The organism is Falsiroseomonas sp., assembly GCF_041690465.1.
In the GTDB taxonomy this organism is placed as follows: Bacteria; Pseudomonadota; Alphaproteobacteria; order Acetobacterales; family Acetobacteraceae; genus Falsiroseomonas.
Genome location: NZ_JAWLHG010000053.1, coordinates 1 through 20,883 on the forward strand (window position 1 = coordinate 1; position 20,883 = coordinate 20,883).

The following is a 20,883-nucleotide window of genomic DNA, read 5'->3' on the forward strand; positions in this document are numbered from 1 at the left end:
CCGGCCTGACCTGCCGACATCCACGCCTCGATCGCTGTCACCTCCAGCAAACCGAATCACGACCCAAGCGCCACCGCCAGGGGGTTTCCGGAGGTGTCCGACTTCGCCGTCGTGCTCAACCGCGTTGCGTGCTTCACTCCGGTCCGCAGCCCCGAGAGCAACGGCGTCTGCGAGGCATTCGTAAAGACCCTGAAACGCGACTATGCTCGCGTGAACCCCAGGCCGAACGCCATCTCCGTCCTGCAGAAGATCCCCGCCTGATTCGAGGACTACAACACCGCCCACCCCCACTCTGGCTTGCGCATGCGCTCGCCGCCTGAGTTCATCGCCCTGCAGCCAACCAAGCCGCCTGTCCGGTTTGATGGGGCCCATTCCAGCACCACTCCCGGGAAACAAAGCATCGCCGCCGAACGAAAATCCGCATGATGGGGCGCAGCCTTCCTTCGGTGCAGTCGCAAAGGCTGTTGGAATTCGTGATTGGCGCCTCCGACGAGGTGACGGTATCGGGTCACGCGGCGAGGTCAATCGTGCCGCTGGCGATCGGCTGGCCGAGGGACTGCCAGCCATCGACCTTGCGCATGGCGATCTGGCCCGAGGCGAGCAGCGCCCAGAACAGCATCACGGCAGTCCCGGCCGAGGACAGCACGGTCTGCATCTTGATGCGCCGCTTGAACTCCTCATGCAGCCGCTCGATCGCGTTCGTCGTGCGCGCCGATTTCCACTGGCTCGGATGCAGGCGCGTGAAGGCGAACAGCCGCTCGCCGGCCTCCTCCAGGCTGGCGGCCACCGCGCCGCATCGCAGGCGCCACTTCCGCAGGAACGCCTTGCGCGACGCCTCGACCTCCTGCGCCGTCGCGGCGTAGATCATGTCCGTGTAGTCAGCCGAGACCTCGTCGTGCAGCGCTCCGGCGCGTGCGCGAGGAGGTTCCTGTGCTTGTGGACCGTGCACCGCTGCGTCGGCACCGCCGGCCAGAGCGCGGCCAGCGCCTTCTCGAGGCCGGCCGCGCCGTCGATAATCAGGAACTCCGGCGTTCGCTGTCCGCGCGCCACGAGATCGTCCAGCATCCCGCGCCAGGCGGCCTCGCTCTCGCCGCCCATGCTGCGCGCCGCCAGCAGCACCTTCTGCCCGTCGCGCCGGATCCCGAGCACCACCAGCAGCGACAGGGCGGTGGCCTTGCGGTCGAGCCGCACCTTCACCACCGTGCCGTCGAGCACCAGCCGGACGATGTCCTCTGCCCCGAGATTCCGCCGGCACCAGGCGTCCCAGTCCGCCTTCACCTTGCGCCACGCCCGGCTGACCACGTCCTTGCCGATCGTGCCGCGGAACAGCGCTGCCAAGGCCCGCTGCACCCGCCGCGTGTTGGTGCCCGAGAGAAAGGCAGAGGCGGTCAGCTCCTGCTCCACCAGTTCCTCGATCAGCCCGCGGATCCGCCCCCGGATGCCGCTCTCGATCGGGTCGAACCAGGTCTCCCCGGCAAACAGCGCCGGACCTGCCGACTCTTCAATGCCATGCTGTTCCATGGCGTGGTCTCGGCTCGGCGCGTCAACGCCGGGATTCGCGTATTGCACTCGCCGGAGACTACGCCTCCCCGATTTCCCACCACTTCCGCGACGGCACCCTTCCTTCTCAACGTCGTTACTCGACAACCGTGAATTCTTTCAAGCGATTCCCCTGCGAGTTGCGCGCCGCGCTTTTCCCGCCTATATTGAAGTCGGCATGGAGAGGTGCCGGAGCGGTCGAACGGGTCGGTCTCGAAAACCGAAGTACGGGTAACCGTACCGTGGGTTCGAATCCCACCCTCTCCGCCAGAATATCGCCGCAAGTCCCTGAATCTGCTCGGTATTTAGGCTGCTTGCTTGTGGGTGTCCCCACAATCCTCCCCACATTTTCGGCGGCGGTCTAGCAGATACCCCTTTACGTGCGCGGGGGTAGCAGCGGCTGAGCCAACCGGTGGTAGTCTCTTCCATGTGGCTCGCGGCTGGTGCGGTGCTCTCCGATTCCCGCCATCGGCAGACCTTGCTCAGACACGCTCAATCCTTGATCGTGAGCCGCAACTCGTCGTGGGGCTGATTCGCCCAGAGCGAGAGTTAGCTTGTCGGGGTATGGGGGAGCTAGTGCCGCTAAGCGATTTGCAACAGAATTGGTATCAGCGAGCGATCGAAGACCTCGATCCTGAGGGCGAGGTGGTGCGGATCGACCGCGCGCTAAACCTTGTGCACTACTCGCCAGCCATCAGGTCGGACGAAAGCCATTCCAAGCCACTCACGCCGGAAGAGTGGGTCCACGCCCTCACATGCGTCATACTCGCGAGGCAACTAGGTTATCCGATAGATCGACTCGTCCATGAGCGGCATATTGCTCACGGCTCATCCGGCTCAAACGCCGACGAGATGGACATAATTATCCTAGATGAAGATGGGCGGCCATACGCGGCATGGGAACTGAAGTCTGCTGAGGCCTATCCAGCCGAATTAGAAACTGCGACAAAATTGCAGCTATTTGGAACAGTACCTCTTTTAACGGAGGGTGCGCCGACATTCATCGTGTGCGCCACGATAGACCCTAGCGGTCACGATCCGGCCTTCAAGCTCCGTTGTATCGACTATCGGGAGCACAAAGATTACGAGGCGTGGAGCCTGGCAGGGAAGCCGACTGTACCCGATTTTCCACGTGAGTATTTCGAGCCGGACTATCAGCCATATACGCGTGGCGGGCCAAGAGATTTAAAGACAAACTGCACAATAGCCGAATTTCGTGCAGTCGCGACTTCGTTTCACAACGAGTTTTTTTCCGAACACCCGGACAACCAGCTTTTCGAAGACCTTATGCGCTGCCTTCTCGCTAAAATATATGCTGAGAAAAACACGCAAACTGGCAGCCCATATGAGTTCCAAATACTAATGCCACAAGGTCGGGCAGAGAATGCAGCAAAGGTTTTTGGCCGGATCAATGATTTATATTCACGCGCCTACAAGCACTACATCGAGCCTAACGGATCAGATGAGATCGATGGTCGGCGCTTTGCACCAGAGCGCGTCAAATCTGTTGTGCAGCAACTTGAAGGAATGGCACTAACAAAAGGCTCTGCCTTAAACGCAGATATTATCGGAACTTTTTTCGAAGAAATACTACGTGCCGGTTTTAAGCAAGATCGTGGAATGTATTTTACACACGATAACATTTCACGGTTCATGGTTGAGGCGGTCGGCCTGCGCGAATTGACGCGCGCAAAGTGGCGTCGCGCGACGCATCCAGAGCAGCGCTTGCCCTACGTTTTCGACCCCGCTTGTGGTAGCGGGACGTTTCTTCTGCATTCAATGCATGCGATCACAGACGAGGTTTTGTCAAATCGCACTTGGTTCTCGCGAACTGCGAGCGACGAAGAATTCCTTAGCCAGAATTTTAGCTCGATGTCTCCTAACGGATGGGCCAAAGATTTTCTGTATGGCTTCGATCCGAAATTCATTATGGCCATGACAGCTAAGTTGAACATGATCCTTCACGGAGACGGCGTAGCCCACCTTTTCAAAGAGGATGCGTACAAGCCACTGGCTTTGTATGCCGATGCCCGCCTGCGGGTCGCGGGTAGCGACACCAGAAGCGTTGCTGAGAGCGCCTACGCGCCAAGCGTATGTGAGACATTTGACGTGGTAATTTCGAACCCCCCATTCGGCGTCACGCTCGCAGCCGAAACGCGGCAACGGCTCTCCCAAGCATTTAGCTTGCCAGGCACGTCGTCAACCGAAGCCTTTTTCGTAGAGCGAGCATTCCAACTTCTTCGCCCAGGCGGACGTCTGGCGATCGTACTCCCCGAGTCCATTCTTAATGCAGCAGACACAGCCCTCAGGTTGTTTTTAATGAGGATGTTTCACATCCGCGCAGTCGTCTCCATGCCGCGGCACATCTTCGTCGATACACCCACGCTGACTAGCTTGCTCTTCGCGCAAAAGAAAAGTGCTGCGGAGATAAAACTGTGGGATGAACATTGGAGTGCGGAAACCGCCGCAATTGAGCAACACATCGCGGCCGCCCGCCGCAATTTAACCGTCGCGTCGGTGCGCGCATTTGGCTCTGTATTCGATCTGCAAGCAGCAGTGCTAAATGAACTGGATGGCGTAGCGCCGCGCGACTCGTGGGTTATGAAGCGGGGCCAGAGTGGCGGGCCTCTGACATTTTCGCTGCCATCCCACATCTCTGACAAGGCTTTAGCTGCGCAACACTATCAAGATCTTCTTCGCGCACCCGCGTTCGAAGAACTTAAACAACAGGCGATTTTTAGGCGAGTCTCCGAACACCTTGATTGCGTTTGGCCCTGTTACGCAGTCGGTGAGATCGGGTTCAAGCTCAGCCGACGCGGCGAACGATCCAAACGAAACCAGCTTGCGACCTTCGTGGGTGTGGAGTCCGGTAGAGAGATACAAAATTTGCACTTGGCCGACGAAGCCGCAAAAGTGCGCGTGCACGTTGATGACCCGCAGACGGTTCTCGACCACATCAAGCGCGAAGTCACGTGGAGCTAAAAATGCCGCCTTCTCTTCCCCTCAAGGCCACCCTCAGCCTCCGTGCCGTGGCTCGTAATCCGACACTCCGCATTGACACTAAACAGGCCGACACCAATGCCGTGCAGCTGAATTCGGTACTTGATGCTACGCAGACCTTCCAACTTGGTGAGTTTCTCCCTGAGCCCTTTGTGAAGGGGCGGCAACCAAATTACTTGGAAGAAGGCCAGGATGAAGGCGCTCTTGTAATAAACACAGGCTCCGTTCGTCCGTTGGGCGTTACGTTTGGACTCTGCAGGCGTATCTCAACCGACGATTTCGATCAGCTTTCGGACCACCGCAAACTTAAGGACGGCGATGTCCTGCTTACGACAGATGGTGGAACGAGCATTGGTAAGGCTGCAGTTTTTCAAACTCCGGTGAACGAAAGTGGTGAGCCGATGGACTGTGGGTTTACAGTGGACAGTCACGTCGCAATCCTGCGACCGAGTGGCATTTCACCAACTTTACTGGCGTATCTTCTCTGCTCGCCCATGGGCCAAATTCAATTCCAAAGAGCGGAGAGTGGTGCAAGTGGGCAGACGGCAGTGAGTGAGGACGATGTTCGACGATTCCGGTTTCCCCGTGTATCGCAGGCTGAGTTCGAGGCGGCAGTTGCCACTTTCACGTCGGCGTTGGACGAGGCGCGGAGACTGGAAGCGGAGGCATTTCGGACGCGGCAAGACGGTTGGAACGCTTTTCAAGACCGCCTTTTGAGTGCGGCGGGCGGGGAACAGCCTCGCCTTGCCGCGCGTGCTCGGCCTAGCGAAACACGAAGGAGGCAGGCAGTAGCGGGTTAATACGACGATGCACCGATGCAGGGAGCACGGAGACTCGTTCGTGTGCGCGTCCCTCAGGATAGGACGGGAGGCATCCACTGCGCTTGGACCTGGCGTCCAGAGGTGCAGTTCATGACAGGACGACTTTGCACAATCGGCTACGAAGGCGCCAGGTTAGACGGCTTTCTGGCCGCGCTGCGCCGCTCCCGCGTGTCACTGCTAATCGACGTGCGCGCTGTCGCAGTGTCGCGCCGCAAGGGTTTCTCAAAGACCGCGCTCGCCGCAGCGCTGGGCGAGGCTGGCATTAGCTATCTCCATCTTCGTGACCTCGGCGACCCGAAACCAGGTCGTGAAGCTGCGCGCGCTGGCCGCATGAGTGAGTTCCGAACGATCTACAACGCGCATCTCCGGGGAGCCGTCGCGCAAGCCGCGCTCGCCGAAGCCGCGCAAGTAGTCGAGCACCGCGCCGCTTGCCTTCTCTGCTACGAAGCCGATCCGTCAGGCTGCCATCGCAGCATCGTCGCCGCCGCGCTTTCGAGGAAGACCGGCATTGCCGTCCAGCACCTCCACGCCGACGCGCCGCGCGCCGCAGCCTGACGGGAGCCGCGAGGCCGCCGTCATCGTCGTGAAGGCGGTTCCGCGCCCGAGCAAGAAGCACCGCGAAACCGTGTGCTGCGCGGGGATCACGGCCGCGGGCGAGTGGCGCCGCCTCTATCCGGTGCGGTTCCGTCAGCTTGTCGCGGATCAGCAGTTCGCGCGCTGGCAATGGGTCAACTACGCATGGCGCCGGCCGAGCGACGACAACAGGCGCGAAAGCCGCCGGATCGAAGAACACACGTTGCAGCCGGCCGGCACCCTCCATCCGCGCGAACGGCTGCGGCTACTCACGCCACTGTTGCGAGCTTCCACGCGCGAGGCGGCCGAGCGCGGCGAAAGCCTCGCCCTTATCGAGCCGCGCTCCCTGTCCATGAAGGTAAAGGCGAAGCGGCCTGCCATCATCGCGGCCGAGCGCGCCGCCTTCGAAAGCACGGCCCGCCAGCAATCCCTGTTGGACGCGGACATGCCGCCATTCGAGCCGTGTCCCTATGCCATCGCGATGCCGTTCACGGATCAGGACGGGATGGAACATGCGCCGCAATGCGGAGATTGGGAAACCACGGGCACGTTCTTCAACCTGCGTCGCCACGGCGAGAGCGACGAAGCGATCATCCGTCACCTTCGCGCCGAGTTCACCGAGCCGCGCCACGGCCGCCGTATCATCCTCGCAATGGGCACGGTAAAGGCGAGGCCGCGGCAATGGCTGTTGCTCGGCGTGCTGCGCGTCCAAGACGAAGCGCCCGGCCAACTCGCGCTCGGCATCTAGGGCAGGCCAGCCGCGCGTTTCGGCGAGGCGCGCACCTCGCGCGGATTGCGGCGCGGCGAGGTGGCACCGTGTCCACGCGGGGTAGGAAATGGCCCCCACGCGCACTGCTACATTTTTTGCGAGATGGCAGGGTGTGCAATCTGGCGCGGTGTCCAGGGCCGTAGGGAACACGGCTGCGCGTAGGGCAATTTGTGCGCGGGGGTAGTGTTGGAGCGTGGCGGGGGGTATCGGCGGCCCCACCCCCCACCCGAAGCGGCGCGAACCCCACCCCCTTCCCGGCATCACGCAATCTGTCACCACGCGGCGCGGACGCGGTGCCAGGCCGGCAGGGTAGCGGCGCTGGCGCGACGCGCCGTGCGGGGTGTCCGGGTGCCACATGCGCCCGCTTCGCGAGGGCCTACCGGCCGCGCCGCCGCGCCGCCTTCTCCACGGCTGCGATGAAGCTTGCCGAGTTGTCCAGGCCGAGCTTCTTCACCTCTGCCGCAACGGCAGGGTGCTTCCTCGCCACGTCACGCATTAGGGTGCGGGCGCGATTGAGGCGGCTGTCATAGTCGGCACCCCAGGCGGCGCGTAGATCGTGCTCGGCGGCTTCGTATGTCTGCGGCTGGCAGTCGGGCCGCGCCGCCTCAACGGCGATGCCCCACAACTCCGAAGTCTCGGCCGCCGATGCACCCGAGGAGAGGAACGCCGAGCGGACGGCTTCGCGCGCGGCCTTGCCTTCCTCGCCGGTATCGAAGCCCGCCGCCTCTGCATCGCCTTCGGGCAGCGGCGTCGCAACTACCACGTCCGCGAAGTTCTTCATCGGCTCCGCGTATAGCGTGGCGATGGCAGGCGACGCGGACGGCTCGGCTGCCTTCGTCGCGGGCTGCGCCGCGGTGCCAGGCGAAGCCGTTGCGGCCGTGCCGGACGGCGCGGCGCGCGGCGCCTGCCACGTGCCCTTGCCGAGCTGCGCAGCGGGTGGCGGTGCGGCGGGCGCTTGCGACGTAGCCGCGGGCTTCTGTGCCGTGCTGCCAGGCGTCGCCGCGGGCGCGTCGGGCTTGGCGGCCGAAGGGTAGAGGATCGCCGCGGGCGAAGGCGTCTCGGGCGCGCCGGTCACGACAGCATCCCGGAGAGTTCGCGCGCGTCGCGCTCGGCGTCCGTCTTGGGCTGCGGCCCCGGCTCGGGTTGCGGCTCGGGTTGCGGCTCGGCATCGGCTCCGGTGCCGGCCGTGATGATGCCGAGCGCGGCAAGGAAGTGATCGGGGCAGCCCGAGCACACGGCGTTCACGCGGAGCCGCGAAAGCCCGAGACTGTCTTCCACGTGCGCAAGAAGCTGAGGCAGGAAGTCCGTGATCGTCGCGGGCAGGCCGATGGACGGGTTGTCCGCCCATCGTGCGGCATCGGTCTTCAGTTCGCGGGCCGCGGCCTCAACCGCGTCAGTGCGCAGCTTCGCTTCCCGGATTGCCCACGCCAGCGCCGCGTTCCTGCCGTCATCCCGCTTCTTGGCGAGAAGGCCGCGGGCCAGCGTCATCCCATGCGCGGACACGTCGAAAGTTGCCGCAAGCAGGTCGCACATGCGGAGCGAGACGTTGTTGAACGCCTCTTCCGCCGTCTTCGGCGCAGGTGGCGGCGGCGGATTGAGCTTGCTGGCGAGCGCGGCGAAGGCTGCGGCGCCCGTGTCGTGGAACTCGGCGCGGCGAAGGAACTCCGCCTGCTTGCCTTCGGCGCTGTCGTGCCAGGTGAAGCCGTCATGCGGCGCGTAACTGTCCATGGTGATCCTCCATGATCGGGTTGACGGGTGAACGAAGGGACGCGGCGGCAAGCGAGGGGAGATGCCTGCCGCCGCGGAGACGCGCGCCACGCGCGGGCAACCGCGGCGCGCGCTCATCTAGCGGCCGATGACGGGTGCGACCGTGTGCACCATCGGCGGCGGGGCCGGGAGCTTCTTTCGCGGCTGCCGCGCTTCCTCTTCCTCGTGCCGCATGCGCTCGGCGTTGAGCATCGCGATTCGCTGCCTGTCGGCATGCAGCGCGTCCGGGCTGCTGGCGAGGATCGTCTCGGCCAGCCGCTTCGCCTCGCCCGATGCCGTGGCCGCCTGCGCCGCGCGCGCGGGCAGAAGTTCACACTGGAAATCGTCGGGCAGTTCTTCGATGCCGCCGCCGCGCGCGAGCACGATCTTCGCGGCGAGTATATCGGCCAGGCGTTGCAGCGTGGGGACGGGCTGCACCAGATGGTGCGGCAGGATCGTCAGGCCCGAGCGCGCGGCAATCGCTTCGCCCCGCTTCACCAGCGCCAGCATGCGGCCGAGAAGGCGCGCCGTCGCCACGTCCAGGGCCGCGGCTTCGTCCAGATATCCCGGCAGGGCAGCGCATGCTTCCTGCCAGCGCGCCACCTTGGCGGCGTGCATCTTGGCATCGCGCTCGGCTTGGACGGCCGGCGCGAGCTTCGCCTTCTGCGCGTGCGCGTCATCCAGGTCCGCCTTCATCTCGGCGATTCGGCGGCGCAGGGCGTGGCGCTTGGCGTCCCGCAAGCCCATGCCGGCGAGTTCCGTCTCGGCCTCTGCCAGCCGTTCGGCAATGACGCCGATAGCCTCTTCGCATTCGAGCACGCGGGCGCGTGCCGAAGGGGTCGCTTCATCGTTCATGGTGCTGTCTTTCGTCCTGTTTGTGGGGAGGGCAGCGCGGTGTTCCCCACACCGCGCAATACAAGGCCGCGTCTTTTCAGGCGCATGCCGCTGCCCGATGGCGGACGTGTGCTCCGTCGAACCGCCGTGAACGGCAGGCGGACGGGCGCGGCGCCGGTCATCGGAGCATCGTCTCAAGCTCTGCCTGTTGCTCCGGCGTCAGTTCGGGCGGGGCGGACGAAGGCCAGCCGCGCCCTGTCCTCCTGAAAGCTTCCTCAAGCCGCTTGGCGAGGCCGATGTCCGCTTCGCGCGGCGGTGCGACCGGCGCCACTTTCGGCGCGTCGAACGGCGCCAATGCGAGGGCACAGCGGAGCCGATCTTGCAGGTTGACCGCGGGCGAGCGCATCACGGCGCGCAGCAAGTCCAGGCTGTCCGAAACGTTGCCGAACTCAATCGCGCCCATGGCTGAGCGGAGCGCCGCCTCGCGTTCCAACACGTGGCGCGACCGCGACCCGCGGGGCCTTCCCGGCTTCCGCTTTTTGGGCAGCGCCACAAGGACCGGCGGAGCGTCGGGCGGCGCGTCCGGAGCGCGCACCACGGCGACGGGCTGCGGCGCCGATGCGCCGGGCATCGTCACGTGCGCCACGGGTGGGAGCTTGCTCATGGTGCTGCGCCCCGCGTCCACACACGGCCGCCACGCCCCGGCGGTGCGAACCCGAGACGGGCGAGTGCACGCGCCACACATCGTTGCCGCTGCCCCGGCAGGGAGATGCCTACCGCCTGCGCCACCTCTTCCGCGGTGACGACGCTGCGTCCGGAGAGGAAGGCCGCAATCCTGTCCACCCGCCGCGCCACGGCAGGGTGCCAGCGCGACGCTTGCGAACGCCGCTGCGCGGGCATGTCGCCCGGCCGCGTCCAGAGTTCGCACCCGCGCCCGCCGCTGCGCCAGCCTGCCGCCCTCAGGGCTTCCTTGACCGCGCCCTCTTGCCCCGAAACCAGCCGCAGGCCGGGCACCGCGGACAGCACCCCGCGCGCGGTCACGGCGGACCCGGCAGGCAGGCCGGAGAGGAAGGCCGCAATGGCCGCCTCGCGCGCCTGGGCGTGCCGGGAGCGCCCGCGCTGGCCGCGCTCGGGCAGCAATAGGCTACGATGACGCGGGAGCGCGGTGCCGAAGAGCAGGGACGGCCGGGCGCCCATGGGCAGGGCAGCCGTCGGTTGAGGGTCAAGAACTGGCATTCGCAACGATTGATGCAGTAAATAAAGTGGTGTCAAGCACAAAAGCGTGGACAGGCGTCCAACATTCATCCAACTAAATTCGTGCAATACACTACAAGCCCGACGCCTCATCTCGCCAGAGTGCGTAGTCGTTCGCCGGCGTCCAATATGCCCATCGAGACTTGGACAGCATTGCACCGACGCTTTCGACGCAATCTGTATTATCGGCGTCCCGCGCGCGTAGCCGTCTATAATGAGGGAAGTGTCGGAAGCGTCGGTCATGCCCCGCCCTCCCCGCCGACGCGCATCTCGGGGGCCGGAGGCACGAAAGCCGACTGTCGGATTTCGAGGCCGTGAAAACCTCTGTCTCCCGCGCCGCCCTGCCTGCCGGATCGGAAGCCGCGGGCCTGCATCGCCTGCGCGAAGCTGCGCCTTGTGCCGTGCGGCTCGCCGGCTGCCCGCGCCCATTCGCACCAGCTACGGTAGAGCGTGCCGGACAAGGCGAAGCGGTCCTTCGCCACGTCGCAACACGCTTCCAGCCATTGGCCGAGCGCGTCTTCATCCGAGAGATACGCGGCCGTGGCGTCCACCACCGCGGCAGGGGGCGCCAGCCCGATCCGCTGCCAGTCGAGGCACCCGCGCAGCGCCCATGCCAGGATGCCGCCCGCCTCGCCGCGCAGCTTGTCGGCGAGCGCGTGGTCACGCTCGGCCGCGGGGATCGTGACGGCGAACGGGATCATGTGAAGCCGCCGGCGCATCGCTTCGTCCACGGCGCGCAGGCCGGGCTTGTGGTTGCCTGCGATGAAGAGCTTGAACTGCGGAACGTAGGTGAAGTGATCCTGCCTCATGAAGTTCGCCGTGACCGGATCGCCGCCGGTCAACGCCTTGATCCGGCTTTCCGCCCATGCGCGCTCGGCTTCCGTCTCCTGCGATGTCACCATGCGCGCGCCGCGCAGCCTCGCCAGTTCCGTGAGGTGGCGCTCGGCCTTCGAAGCGGTGAACGTCTCCATGCCCGCCGTCATCGCGTAGTCGCCGAGCACCGCCGCCAGCGTGTTGAGGAACACGCCCTTGCCGTTGCCGCCCGTCCCGTAGAGGAAAAAGAGCGCGTGCTCGCGCGTGCTGCCCGTGAGCGCATAGCCTGCGATCCGCGCGAGGAAGCCTTGAAGCTCGGCGTCGCCTCCCGTGATCCTGTCCAGGAAGCGCATCCAGGTCGGGCACTCGCCGTCAGGCGCAGCGGCCGTGATCTTCGTCAGGCTAGCCGCGGGGTCGTGCTGCGCCGTCTCTCCGGTGCGCAGGTCCACGATGCCGGCAGGCGTGTTGAGCAACCAGGCATCGGCATCCCATTGTTCGACGGTCGCCGCGTGCTTCCTGTCGGCACGTGCCAGGCGTTCGACAGCCGACACGGTGCTCGCCCGGGACAGCGCGGCCAGGTCGCCGCTATCGCCGCACCTTGATGCCTCTTCGCGGCAGATGGCGCGCGATATGTCGAAGGCGTGCAAGGTATCTTCCTGCTTCCACCTCGCGCCATCCCATCGGAACCACTTGGACCACGGGGCGACGTAGCGCATGCGCCCGCCCTCCCGCGCGGTGAAACGCTGCGCGAGGGCTTCCTCAGTGACCGCAGCCGCCCGCATCTCGGGAGGTGGCGGCGCAGCGGCAGGCGAGGGCAGCGTGTCCACGGTGACGCCAGCGAAGGCGACGGCAGGATGCCGGGCGCCCGCCGCGTTCTGCGCATGGCGGTAGGCGTTGCCGATGCGGCGCGCTAGATCGTCCGGCATGATCGGGGGCGAGCACCGATCCGCCCATTCCTGCAACAGCACGCACGCCTCGCCTTCGCTCACGCCGAAGTCGCGCACCGCGCAGGCCAACTTGAACGCCTTGTCGGATTGCTCGCCACGCACCGCGCCCGGCGTCGCCGTGATCCTGTCGCGCGCCATCTGCAACGCCGCTGGCGTGTCCAGGTCAACCACCACGTCGCTGGCATTGGCCGCTTGCTCGCGCAGCACGGGCGCTGCGGTCTTCGCGGGATCGGCGCCTATCAGCGGCGCCACGTCTTCGGCGAGGAAGGCGGTAAGCTGCTCTTCCGTGATCGCAGGCAGCGCGTGCACGGGCACTTGGTCCGGCCCGAGCGGTTCCCATTCGAGCACTGCGCCGGAGTGATGCCGCCCAAAGGCGACGAACTGCTGTCCCTTGCCAAGCACCTCAACCGCGCCGTGCGTGCCTTGCAGGCTGCGCTTTCCGGGCATCGGGCCAGTTATCGCCGCTGCCCGAAAGAGCAACAGCACGCGCGCGCTGTTCACGCGCTTCCGGGTCAATCCCACGCCGAAGCGGGTCTCTGCGCGCCGGCATATCTCGGCGACGATACCCTCGCGCTCGCAATCCACGTCCACGGCGCGCAGCCTGTCGCACAGGATGCCGGTATTAAGGGCGCTGGCACTCGGCGGCGCGATGGCTGCAGCCTCAGGCGGATCGCGTCGTGCCCGTTCCTGCCAGGCGTGGCCTACAGGTCGCTTGCCGGGCGAGTTCCCCGGATCGTCCGGATTGCACACGGCGACCGGCCGGAACCCATGCCGCCAGAGGTTCGCGCGCAGCACGTGCACGGCTTCGATATCGTCAGTCACAGACAGGCCCCTTCATGCAGGGCCAGCCGCGCTTTGAAGCGGGGGCGAGGGCGCGCTATCTCTCGTTCCGGAAGAGAACACTGCCTACCTCGCCGGTCCCGTTCGCAGCGGGCCGGCGTTTCCTTTCAGGCCGCGTCCGCGCTCGGCGGCGCGAGAAGGGCCTCAACGCTGGCGGCCGTCACCACGGTTCGGCCTGCCACCTTCACAGCGACAAGCTTCTCTTCCTTGACCAGCTTCCAGGCCGTGGTGTTGCCGATGCCGAGCATCTGGCACACCTCCCGAACCGAGTAGCCGCGGCGCGGGAGCGCGCTCGCCTTCGCCTTGGTGTGCTGTCCGGTCTGCATGTGCCGCCTCCATGAATGGCCCCGTATCGCGGCGGCCGTCGTCGGATGGCTACGCATGAACCATATGATTCTTTTTAGTGCATATAGATCAACTCATGGGTTTTTCCGAACCGCCTTTGCGCAGCATGTTTGCGCGGTTGAGCAGTGCAGTTAGCTCGGCCCCAACCCCGCTCTTACCCACGTCCACCGCACCGGCCTCAATATCCGTTGCAAGAGCCCGAAGAGCTTCAGCAAACGCCGCTCGGGTTCTGATGAATGTGCCGGCTGGTGCGCCTAGCAGCGACGGAAGTGCAGGACCCGCCCAAAGCCCGGCAGGGCCGACGAAGGCGCGTCCGGTAGCCAGCGCCGCCGCGGTGTCACCACGTCGCAGCGCATTCTCCACTTCTCGCCGTTTGGCCTCTGCAAGCTGGATCGCGGCAGCGAGGGCAACCTGCTTCTTCCAAAGCCGAGCCAAGGCTTGCTCGCGCGCTATGGTAACCTTTGGGCAAGGCGGGTCGGGCTGCCGAAGAGCGAGAACGTAGGCAAACGCCTTCTCGAATGCCTCTGTCTTCCCCTGCGCCTGACGCCAAGTCAGCAACTCCGCCGCGATGGCTAGCAGCGGTCCATCGTCATGTTGAACAGGGCGGCTCACGACGCCCGATCCTCAAGGGCGCAGTCGTTGGAAAGCATGGCGTATTCCGTGGTGCGCGCGGCATTCCACGCGAGTGCCTGCGATAGCGTGTAGGTTTCGGTCATGCCGTCCGCCGTTCGGCGATCTTCACCACCTCAGCGGGGCCGCGCGTAACATGTTCCGCCCATGCCTCTGCCATGGCGACACGCTGCGCGAGGTGATCCGTCCGCTTGTAGGCGGCTACCACCTTGTCGCGGATCGTGTGCGCGAGGGCTGCTTCGGCCGCGGCATCACTCTGGCCTGTCGCCGAAGCCCACACCCGGAAACTACTTCTCATGCCGTGCACGGTGATGGCTTCATCAGTGATGGCATCGCGCCAGCGCGGCGGCTCGCCTTCCTTCAACCCATCGCTGCACATGCCACGCACCAGCATGGACAGCGCCATGTCACTCAGCATCGCGCCGCGTCGCTTTCCAGGGAACACCAGCGCATCGGGCGCGTCGCCGAAGCCGCGCATTTCTTCGAGGATCGCCAGGGCGGGCGCCGATAGTGGGCAGCGCCACGCGACTTTCGCCTTCATGCGCTCGGCAGGGACGTGCCACACCACGCAATCGCGGCCGAGTTCGTCAACGTGGATCGTGCGCACCTCGCCCCACTTCATCCCACGCACTTCGCCGGAACGCGCGCCCGTCAGGATGGCGAAGAGCACCGCGCGCGCAGAGACACCCTCGCGCTTCCGAAGCGCCTGCACGAAGGCCGGCATCTGCTGATAGGGCAGCGAAGGGAAGTGACCGGCCGCAGCACCCTTCCGCCCGGCCGTCATGCCGAGTGCCTTGAGGTGCTTCCAAGCGGCCGGGTTGTCGCCTGTGCGCCACCTCTTGGCCCGCGCCACGTCTAGGACGTTTTCAATCCGGCCGCGCAGCCGAGATGCCGTCTCGGGGATGCTGTGCCAGATGGGGTTGAGGATGGCGCGGATATCGTCATCCGTGATGGTCGCTACGTCCTTCGCGCCGATCACGGGGTAGGCGTAGGTTTCGAGGGTGGTAGCCCACTGTGCACCGTGCTTGCTGTCGGCGCCGTTCTTCCACCCGGCCGCCTTGGTGACGATGAACGCCTCTGCCACGGCGCGGAAGCTCCGATCCTCAGGCGCGGCAGGCTCGGCCTCGGGCGTGCCCTTCGCGGCGCGCTCGGCCTTCCGGGCGTCCACCGGGTCGGGAGCGGCCTTGTCCTTGGCGCGCTCGCGCTCCACGGCTGCCAGCGCGCGGGCCTGTAGCAGAGAGAGCACCTTCCGGCCCTCGCCACCATCGGGGAAGGCTGGCGTGCCCGCTGGCGCCTTCGCCTTGCCCTTGCCGTCCCGATCCGCGAGGCCGAGCACCATGTCGCGACGCTTCCCATCCCGCATATAGCGCAGCGTCCAATACGCCCGGCCGCTGTCCTTCACGTCCAGGATAAGGCCGCTTCCGTCACTGTGCTTGCCAGGCTTGGCGTGCACCACGTCCTTGACCGTCAGATTGCCCACGAAAACCCTCCGCCACACCCGCTCGTCCCCACAATCGTCCCCACAAATGGGGGTGGCTTGCGGCGAACCACGGCGGAGAGTCTCGAACGGTTATCGAAGAAAAGGCAAGCAAAACCTTGCTGTTGGCGAAGCTGCACGTGTGGGGACGAACGTGACTTCTAAGGACACCCTCTCCGCCAGTTGCCATGCGAAGCGGGGTCTCCGCCGAAGCCGGTCGCGCCGTGAGCCGCAGGTTTCCTGCGGGTTCGGCGGCTCACCTGTTGACCGGCAGGACCCGGGATCGGCCGCGGGCGGGTCTCTGGAAGGCCGGTTCTCTACGCACCTGTTGACCTGCCGGATCTAGTACGCGGGCAAAAGCGATTTTGATCCAACGGCTTCCGGCCCTCGCCGGAGGGCCGAGTTCGCATATCCGCCTGGACACCCGAGTGCTCCGACAACCATCTCCTACTCGTCGGCCCGGCGGCAAGGTCGCAGTCGGTGCAGGGATCAGGATTGCTCGCGCACAGCTTGGGTTGCAGAATTCCGACGAAAGTCTCGCTCCGGTCTGCTTGGCTCAGCCAGGCAGCGCTGCTGGAGGCGTCGTCCTGGTCGGCGATGCGGCCGGCCCGAGCGAAGCGGCGGCTTCACAGGGCAGGTCGGCACCTGCCATTCGGGCAAACGACAGAAATGCAAACGCAAACCCAGACGCTGGCGCATGGAGCGCAGCCCGGCAATGCGAGCGCGCAGCCTCCTTTGGCGCATGCACCAGCACGCGCCTGATCGGCGCACGTGCCTTCATCGTGCAGCACCGATCCCGTGCGACAGAACGACCACTGCTGGCCCGACCAGCACCACGAACAGGCACGGCATGATGAAGAGGATGAGTGGCAGAACCAGCATCGCCGGCAGCTTCGCGGCGCGCTCCTCCAGGCGCTGCATGCGGCTGCGACGCAGGTCGCTGGCCAGCACCCGCATCGCTTCGGCCAGCGGCGTGCCGTAGCGCATCGTCTGGCTCAGCGTCGCGGTCAGGCGCCGCATGTCGTCGCTGGCCGAGCGCTCGCTCAGCCGCGTCAGCGCCTGCTGGCGATCGGGCAGCATGCGCATTTCGTGGGCCAACGTGCTGAACTCCAGGGCGACGACCCGATTGGACCGCGCCATCTCCCGTGCGACGCGCTCGACCGCCGATTCGAGGCCGAGACCCGCTTCGCTGCACACCACCATCAGGTCCAACGCCTCGGCCAGGCCCCGCTGCGTCCGCAGCAGGAACTTCCGCCGCAGCGCCCCGAGCACCCAGTTCGGCGCGAGCAGGCCGACCACCAGCGCCAAGCCGGTGGCCGGAAGCGCCATACCCGGCTTGAAGGCGAGCATGCCGAAATAGGTCGCGGGCGGCAGCACCAGGGTGAGAAGCAGCTTGGTCAGCGTGAAGGCAAGCCGGGCGCGCCCGGGACTCACCCCGGCGGCACTGGCGATGCGCACCAGGTCGCGCGCATCGGCCTCGCTCAACAGCGCATGGCTGCGGACCACACGCCCTGCGGCGCGGAGCTCGCCGGAAACCAGCGCTTCATCCGCCTCAACCTCCTCCCTCACCGCTCGGCGCCGTGTCAGCGCATCGAGCCGGGCGAGCGCTCTTTCTCGCTGCAGTCCGCGCAGGACGACGACCAGTGCAGAGGTCAGCGCGAAGGCCGATGCGGCGAGGGCGAGCGCGGCGGGCGAGAGAAGCCGCTCCATTCACTCCTCCACCGCGTTCCGCAGCATGCCGCGCATGATCAGTATGCCGGTCAGGAGCATGGAAACGCCGATGACGAGCAGCTTGCGTCCGAAGGGGTCCTCGAACAGCGGGCTGAGTTGCCCCGGCTTCAGCAAGCTGATGGCAGCACCGCACACCACCGGCAGCGCGACAATGATCTTGGCCGAAAGGCGCGCCTCCGCGGTGATCGCCCTGGTCCGCCCCTGGAGGGTGACGCGCTGGCGCGTCAGGTCGCTCAGATTGGCCAGCGTCTCGCCCAGATTGCCGCCGGTCTGCGCCTGCAGGCCGACGGTGATGACGAAGAAATTGTATTCGGGCAACCCTGTTCGCTCGCCGAGCGTCACCAGCGCCTGCTCGGCAGGCACCCCGATGGCGAGCTGAGCGACTGCCTTCTCGAATTCCTCGCGCGTCGGCGAGGGCGCTTCCCGCGCCACCGAGCGCAGAGCCTCGTTCAGCGGCAGGCCGGCGCGGATGGCCCGCACGATCACGTCCATCGCGTCCGGCACCTGCTGGAACAGCGCCTCGCGATGGCGGCCCGCTTCGCGCTGGAACAGCAGTCGCACAGTCAGCAGACCGCTGGCGATGCCGGCCGGCAGTGCGAGGAATGCCACGAGCCCCCAGGCCACGGCAATGCTGACCAGGCTGCCAGTCGCCGCAGCGGCAAGCAGGATGAAGGGCAACGGGATCCTGCGCTTGGCGGGCACATAAGGAGATCGGCCGAGCTTCGCCAGTATGCGCTGGCCGCGGCCCAGTTCCAGCGTCGGGGCGAAGTCCAGCACCGGCTCGCTGGCATTGGCCTCGGGCCGCGGCGTACGCTGCACCAGGCGTGCAAGCCGAAGTTCGGCCCGTTGCCGCCCGCCGCCCCGCAGCACGAGCAGCGCGCCGGCCAGCAGCAAGGTGGAGAATCCAGCCGATAGCAGGCCCATCAACGTCGGCGTCATCCCTGGCTCCGCTGCGTCGCCTCGGTCCAGGCCTCATCCAGGCCGAAATATTCCAGCCGGTCGAAGAAGGAAGGCCGTATGCCGGAGGATATCCAGGTGCCGCGCAGCCGCCCTCCTGGCCCCTCGCCGGTGTAGCGGAAGGTGAAGAGGTCGTTGAGGGTGATCACCTCCCCCTCCATGCCGCAGACCTCCGTCACATGCGTGACGCGCCGCTGCCCGTCGCGCATCCGCTGCACCTGCACGATGAGGTCGAGCGCGCTGGCGATCTGCAGGCGGAGCGCGCGTTGCGGCAGGGCGGCCTGCGCCATCTGCATCATGTTCTCCAGCCGGGTCAGCGCGTCGCGCGGCGCATTGGCATGGACGGTGGAGAAGGAGCCGTCATGGCCCGTGTTCATCGCCTGCAGCATGTCGAAGGCCTCGGCGCCGCGGACCTCGCCGACGATGATGCGGTCGGGCCGCATGCGCAGCGCATTGCGCAGCAGGTCCCGCTGCGTGATCTCGCCGCGGCCTTCCAGGTTCGCCACCCGCGTCTCCATCGGGATCACATGCGGCTGCTGCAGGCGCAACTCCGCGGCGTCCTCGATGGTGACGATCCGCTCGCCGGGGTCGATCCATCGGCTGATCGCATTCATCAGCGTGGTCTTGCCGGAGCCGGTGCCACCCGAGATCAGGATGTTCAGCCGGCTGCGCCCGGCGATCTCCAGCGCGCGCCCGATCCCCGTCGACAGGCTGCCATTGGCGATCATCTGCTCGATCCCGATCGGCTTCTCCGAGAACTTTCGAATCGAGATGCAGGTGCCGATCAGCGACAGCGGCGCGAACACCACGTTCACGCGGCTGCCATCCGGCAGCCGGCAATCCACCATCGGGTTCGATTCGTCCACGCGCCGTCCCACCGTGGCGGCGATCTTCTGGGCGATGCTGTTGAGCTGGCCCTCGCTGCGGAACCTGATCGGCTCCCGCGAGAGAAGGCCGCGCCGCTCGACATAGACGCAGTTCGGCCCGTTCACCATGATGTCGGTGATGCTGTCGTCCCGCAGCAGCGGTTCCAGCGGCCCATAGCCGACCATGTCGCGCGCCAGTTCCTCGGCCAGCAGCACCTGCTCCCTGGCAGTCAGTTCCAGGCGGTCGCGCGTGGCCACCTCGTCGATCAGCGCCTCGAGCTGGGCGCGCAGGCGCTCCAGCGGCATGGCCGCGGCGACCGCGGGGTCCACGCGCTCCATCACCTCGCTGCGCACGCGGTCATGGGATGGCTGCGCCGCGAGCGACTGCTGCGGCGCCGGCGTGCTCACCACCAGCGCGCGGTTGAGCGGCACGACGTTGTATTCGGCCTCCGGCTCGGGCGGGCGGCGTCCGAAGCTTCTCATCGGCGCGATCCGAACAGGCCGAAGAACCCGCGCCGGGGGGCCTTCGCGCCGCCGACTTCCACCGCCAGCGGCAACAGGGCGCGGCGCAGCGCCCGGTTGTGCCGCACCGCCGCGCGGCCGAGCATCGCCGATTGCGCCAGCGGCTTGGGCAGCCAGGGAATGACGATCTCGGGACTGCCGCCAAGCGTCTTCGCGATCATGCGCGGATCCAGGCGCCCGGGCGCATCCGCACCGTTGAGCGCCAGCAGCACCGGGCCGAGGCCGTCGCCGAGGGAGCGCAGCATCGCCCGCGCCGCCGCCGCGTCCCGCACCCCGGCAAGGTCGGGGCCGAAGACGAGCACGCGCTGGCGCGCCAGCCGCAGCACCGTGCGTTCGACGGGGCCGGGCGGCCAGGGCATGTCAACCACCACCACGTTGAAGCGCGTGCGAAGCTGCTCGATCAGGCGCATCGCCGCCACCTGGCTCGGCGCCGGTTCCGCCTCCGGCGGCTCGTCGGCCGAGAGGATCTGCAGCCGGTCGCTCACCTGCACGGCGATGCGTTCGACGAACAGGTGGTCGATCCGGTCCGCATCCTCCATCGCGGTGCGCAGGCCGGCGGTCGGCTCCACCCCCAGCAGCATCGCCGCCGTGCCGCCGCGCAGATGCAGGTCCAGCAGCGCGACATGGTTGCGCGAGGTGTCCGACAAGGTCGCGGCGAGGTTGACGGCCAGGGTGGTGGCGCCGACGCCGCCGCGCACGCCGCACACCGCCACCACGCGGCCGCCGCGGCTGTCCTCCTCCATCCGGCGGCCGATGATGTGCGGCGCAAACAGCCGGAGCACGTTGTCGCGGGTCAGCGGCTTGGGAAGGTATTCGGTGACGCCGCAATCCTGCCGGACCAGCCGGTAGAACTCGATATCCGTCGCATCGCCGACCGCCAGTACCACCACATCCGGCGCGCAGACGGTGGCGAGACGATCCAGCGCTTCCAGCGCGTTGCGCTCGCCTGAAAGGTCCACCACCAGCACGCGCGGCGTCGGCTCCCGCGACAGAGCGCTGATCGCCGCGCGGATGTTCCCGCGGCGCACCGCCACCGGCGCCGTGGGGCCACCGAGGCCGGCGCGGAAGATCTCCTCGCTCTCCTCATCCGCGATGAAGGCGAGCAAGGCGGCGCGGGAGGCGCCTTGTGCCGGGTTGGGCGGGGTGCGGAGCGTGGCAGCCGTTTCAACATTCATGAATGGGTGCACTCGCCTGGCTGAGGTGGGGCATCATCGGCACG

At 66.4% G+C, this 20,883-nt stretch carries 16 protein-coding genes, 1 tRNA gene and 2 pseudogenes; 5 read left to right on the forward strand and 14 right to left on the reverse strand.

What is annotated here, in order from left to right; all coding sequences use genetic code 11:
• Positions 1 to 90 precede the first annotated feature (90 nt).
• Positions 91 to 362: pseudogene (locus ACESM1_RS27065) on the forward strand (integrase core domain-containing protein); the annotation flags it as partial.
• A 146-nt stretch (positions 363 to 508) separates the two neighbouring features.
• On the opposite strand, the pseudogene ACESM1_RS27070 reads toward ACESM1_RS27065, so the two are convergent.
• Positions 509 to 1,521: pseudogene (locus tag ACESM1_RS27070) on the reverse strand (IS256 family transposase).
• A gap of 198 nt (positions 1,522 to 1,719) precedes the next feature.
• On the opposite strand from ACESM1_RS27070, the gene ACESM1_RS27075 reads away from it, so the two are divergent.
• The 4 genes from ACESM1_RS27075 to ACESM1_RS27090 all read left to right on the forward strand — a co-directional run bounded on the left by ACESM1_RS27075 (position 1,720) and on the right by ACESM1_RS27090 (position 6,681).
• Positions 1,720 to 1,809 (forward strand) — tRNA-Ser (locus ACESM1_RS27075).
• Between the two features lie 306 nt (positions 1,810 to 2,115).
• Positions 2,116 to 4,521 carry a restriction endonuclease subunit M gene (locus ACESM1_RS27080; RefSeq protein WP_372624342.1) on the forward strand — a complete coding sequence of 802 codons (2,406 nt, stop codon included), beginning with the start codon at positions 2,116 to 2,118 and terminating at the stop codon, positions 4,519 to 4,521.
• Between the two features lie 929 nt (positions 4,522 to 5,450).
• A complete protein-coding gene (locus ACESM1_RS27085) occupies positions 5,451 to 5,915 on the forward strand; it encodes a DUF488 family protein (protein WP_372624343.1) in 465 nt (154 codons plus the stop codon).
• Entirely contained in the window at positions 5,869 to 6,681 is an 813-nt protein-coding gene (locus tag ACESM1_RS27090) for a hypothetical protein (RefSeq protein WP_372624344.1), read from the forward strand. The genes ACESM1_RS27085 and ACESM1_RS27090 overlap by 47 nt, the downstream gene beginning before the upstream one ends.
• 397 nt (positions 6,682 to 7,078) lie before the next feature.
• On the opposite strand, the gene ACESM1_RS27095 is transcribed toward ACESM1_RS27090, so the two are convergent.
• The 13 genes from ACESM1_RS27095 to ACESM1_RS27155 all read right to left on the reverse strand — a co-directional run bounded on the left by ACESM1_RS27095 (position 7,079) and on the right by ACESM1_RS27155 (position 20,839).
• Complete coding sequence (locus ACESM1_RS27095; protein ID WP_372624345.1) at positions 7,079 to 7,777, reverse strand: hypothetical protein; 699 nt, start codon at positions 7,775 to 7,777, stop codon at positions 7,079 to 7,081.
• On the reverse strand, positions 7,774 to 8,547 hold the full coding sequence (locus ACESM1_RS27100) for a hypothetical protein (protein WP_372624346.1): 774 nt from the start codon (positions 8,545 to 8,547) through the stop codon (positions 7,774 to 7,776). The genes ACESM1_RS27095 and ACESM1_RS27100 overlap by 4 nt, the downstream gene beginning before the upstream one ends.
• The gene (locus ACESM1_RS27105) at positions 8,548 to 9,303 is read right to left on the reverse strand and encodes a hypothetical protein (protein WP_372624347.1); all 756 of its coding nucleotides are present in this window, start codon (positions 9,301 to 9,303) and stop codon (positions 8,548 to 8,550) included. It abuts the gene before it with no gap.
• Between the two features lie 157 nt (positions 9,304 to 9,460).
• Entirely contained in the window at positions 9,461 to 9,946 is a 486-nt protein-coding gene (locus ACESM1_RS27110; RefSeq protein ID WP_372624348.1) for a hypothetical protein, read from the reverse strand.
• Complete coding sequence (locus tag ACESM1_RS27115; protein ID WP_372624349.1) at positions 9,943 to 10,479, reverse strand: hypothetical protein; 537 nt, start codon at positions 10,477 to 10,479, stop codon at positions 9,943 to 9,945. Before ACESM1_RS27115 ends, ACESM1_RS27110 begins: the two co-directional genes overlap by 4 nt.
• A gap of 296 nt (positions 10,480 to 10,775) precedes the next feature.
• A complete protein-coding gene (locus ACESM1_RS27120; protein ID WP_372624350.1) occupies positions 10,776 to 13,118 on the reverse strand; it encodes a phage/plasmid primase, P4 family in 2,343 nt (780 codons plus the stop codon).
• A 125-nt stretch (positions 13,119 to 13,243) separates the two neighbouring features.
• Positions 13,244 to 13,462 (reverse strand): helix-turn-helix domain-containing protein, encoded by a 219-nt coding sequence (locus ACESM1_RS27125; protein WP_372624351.1) that lies wholly within the window; start codon positions 13,460 to 13,462, stop codon positions 13,244 to 13,246.
• Positions 13,463 to 13,550: 88 nt separating this feature from the next.
• Positions 13,551 to 14,093: a hypothetical protein gene (locus ACESM1_RS27130; RefSeq protein WP_372624352.1), complete on the reverse strand. Its 543-nt coding sequence runs from the start codon at positions 14,091 to 14,093 to the stop codon at positions 13,551 to 13,553.
• 100 nt (positions 14,094 to 14,193) lie between these two features.
• Positions 14,194 to 15,591 (reverse strand): tyrosine-type recombinase/integrase, encoded by a 1,398-nt coding sequence (locus tag ACESM1_RS27135; protein ID WP_372624353.1) that lies wholly within the window; start codon positions 15,589 to 15,591, stop codon positions 14,194 to 14,196.
• Positions 15,592 to 16,365: 774 nt separating this feature from the next.
• Positions 16,366 to 17,298, reverse strand: coding sequence for a type II secretion system F family protein (locus tag ACESM1_RS27140; RefSeq protein WP_372624354.1), 933 nt, complete (start codon positions 17,296 to 17,298; stop codon positions 16,366 to 16,368).
• The gene (locus ACESM1_RS27145) at positions 17,299 to 18,258 is read right to left on the reverse strand and encodes a type II secretion system F family protein (protein WP_372624355.1); all 960 of its coding nucleotides are present in this window, start codon (positions 18,256 to 18,258) and stop codon (positions 17,299 to 17,301) included.
• Positions 18,255 to 19,625 carry a CpaF family protein gene (locus ACESM1_RS27150; protein WP_372624356.1) on the reverse strand — a complete coding sequence of 457 codons (1,371 nt, stop codon included), beginning with the start codon at positions 19,623 to 19,625 and terminating at the stop codon, positions 18,255 to 18,257. Before ACESM1_RS27150 ends, ACESM1_RS27145 begins: the two co-directional genes overlap by 4 nt.
• Positions 19,622 to 20,839, reverse strand: coding sequence for a CpaE family protein (locus ACESM1_RS27155; protein ID WP_372624357.1), 1,218 nt, complete (start codon positions 20,837 to 20,839; stop codon positions 19,622 to 19,624). Before ACESM1_RS27155 ends, ACESM1_RS27150 begins: the two co-directional genes overlap by 4 nt.
• Between the last annotated feature and the right edge of the window lie 44 nt (positions 20,840 to 20,883).

Bases quoted from the DNA above. Each gene is read 5' to 3' on its own strand.
- ACESM1_RS27145 (WP_372624355.1), bottom strand. From the start codon at position 18,258: ATGACGCCGACGTTGATGGGCCTGCTATCGGCTGGATTCTCCACCTTG.
- ACESM1_RS27150 (WP_372624356.1), bottom strand. From the start codon at position 19,625: ATGAGAAGCTTCGGACGCCGCCCGCCCGAGCCGGAGGCCGAATACAAC.
- ACESM1_RS27155 (WP_372624357.1), bottom strand. From the start codon at position 20,839: ATGAATGTTGAAACGGCTGCCACGCTCCGCACCCCGCCCAACCCGGCA.
- ACESM1_RS27100 (WP_372624346.1), bottom strand. From the start codon at position 8,547: ATGAGCGCGCGCCGCGGTTGCCCGCGCGTGGCGCGCGTCTCCGCGGCG.
- ACESM1_RS27105 (WP_372624347.1), bottom strand. From the start codon at position 9,303: ATGAACGATGAAGCGACCCCTTCGGCACGCGCCCGCGTGCTCGAATGC.
- ACESM1_RS27110 (WP_372624348.1), bottom strand. From the start codon at position 9,946: ATGAGCAAGCTCCCACCCGTGGCGCACGTGACGATGCCCGGCGCATCG.
- ACESM1_RS27085 (WP_372624343.1), top strand. From the start codon at position 5,451: ATGACAGGACGACTTTGCACAATCGGCTACGAAGGCGCCAGGTTAGAC.
- ACESM1_RS27140 (WP_372624354.1), bottom strand. From the start codon at position 17,298: ATGGAGCGGCTTCTCTCGCCCGCCGCGCTCGCCCTCGCCGCATCGGCC.
- ACESM1_RS27125 (WP_372624351.1), bottom strand. From the start codon at position 13,462: ATGCAGACCGGACAGCACACCAAGGCGAAGGCGAGCGCGCTCCCGCGC.
- ACESM1_RS27115 (WP_372624349.1), bottom strand. From the start codon at position 10,479: ATGGGCGCCCGGCCGTCCCTGCTCTTCGGCACCGCGCTCCCGCGTCAT.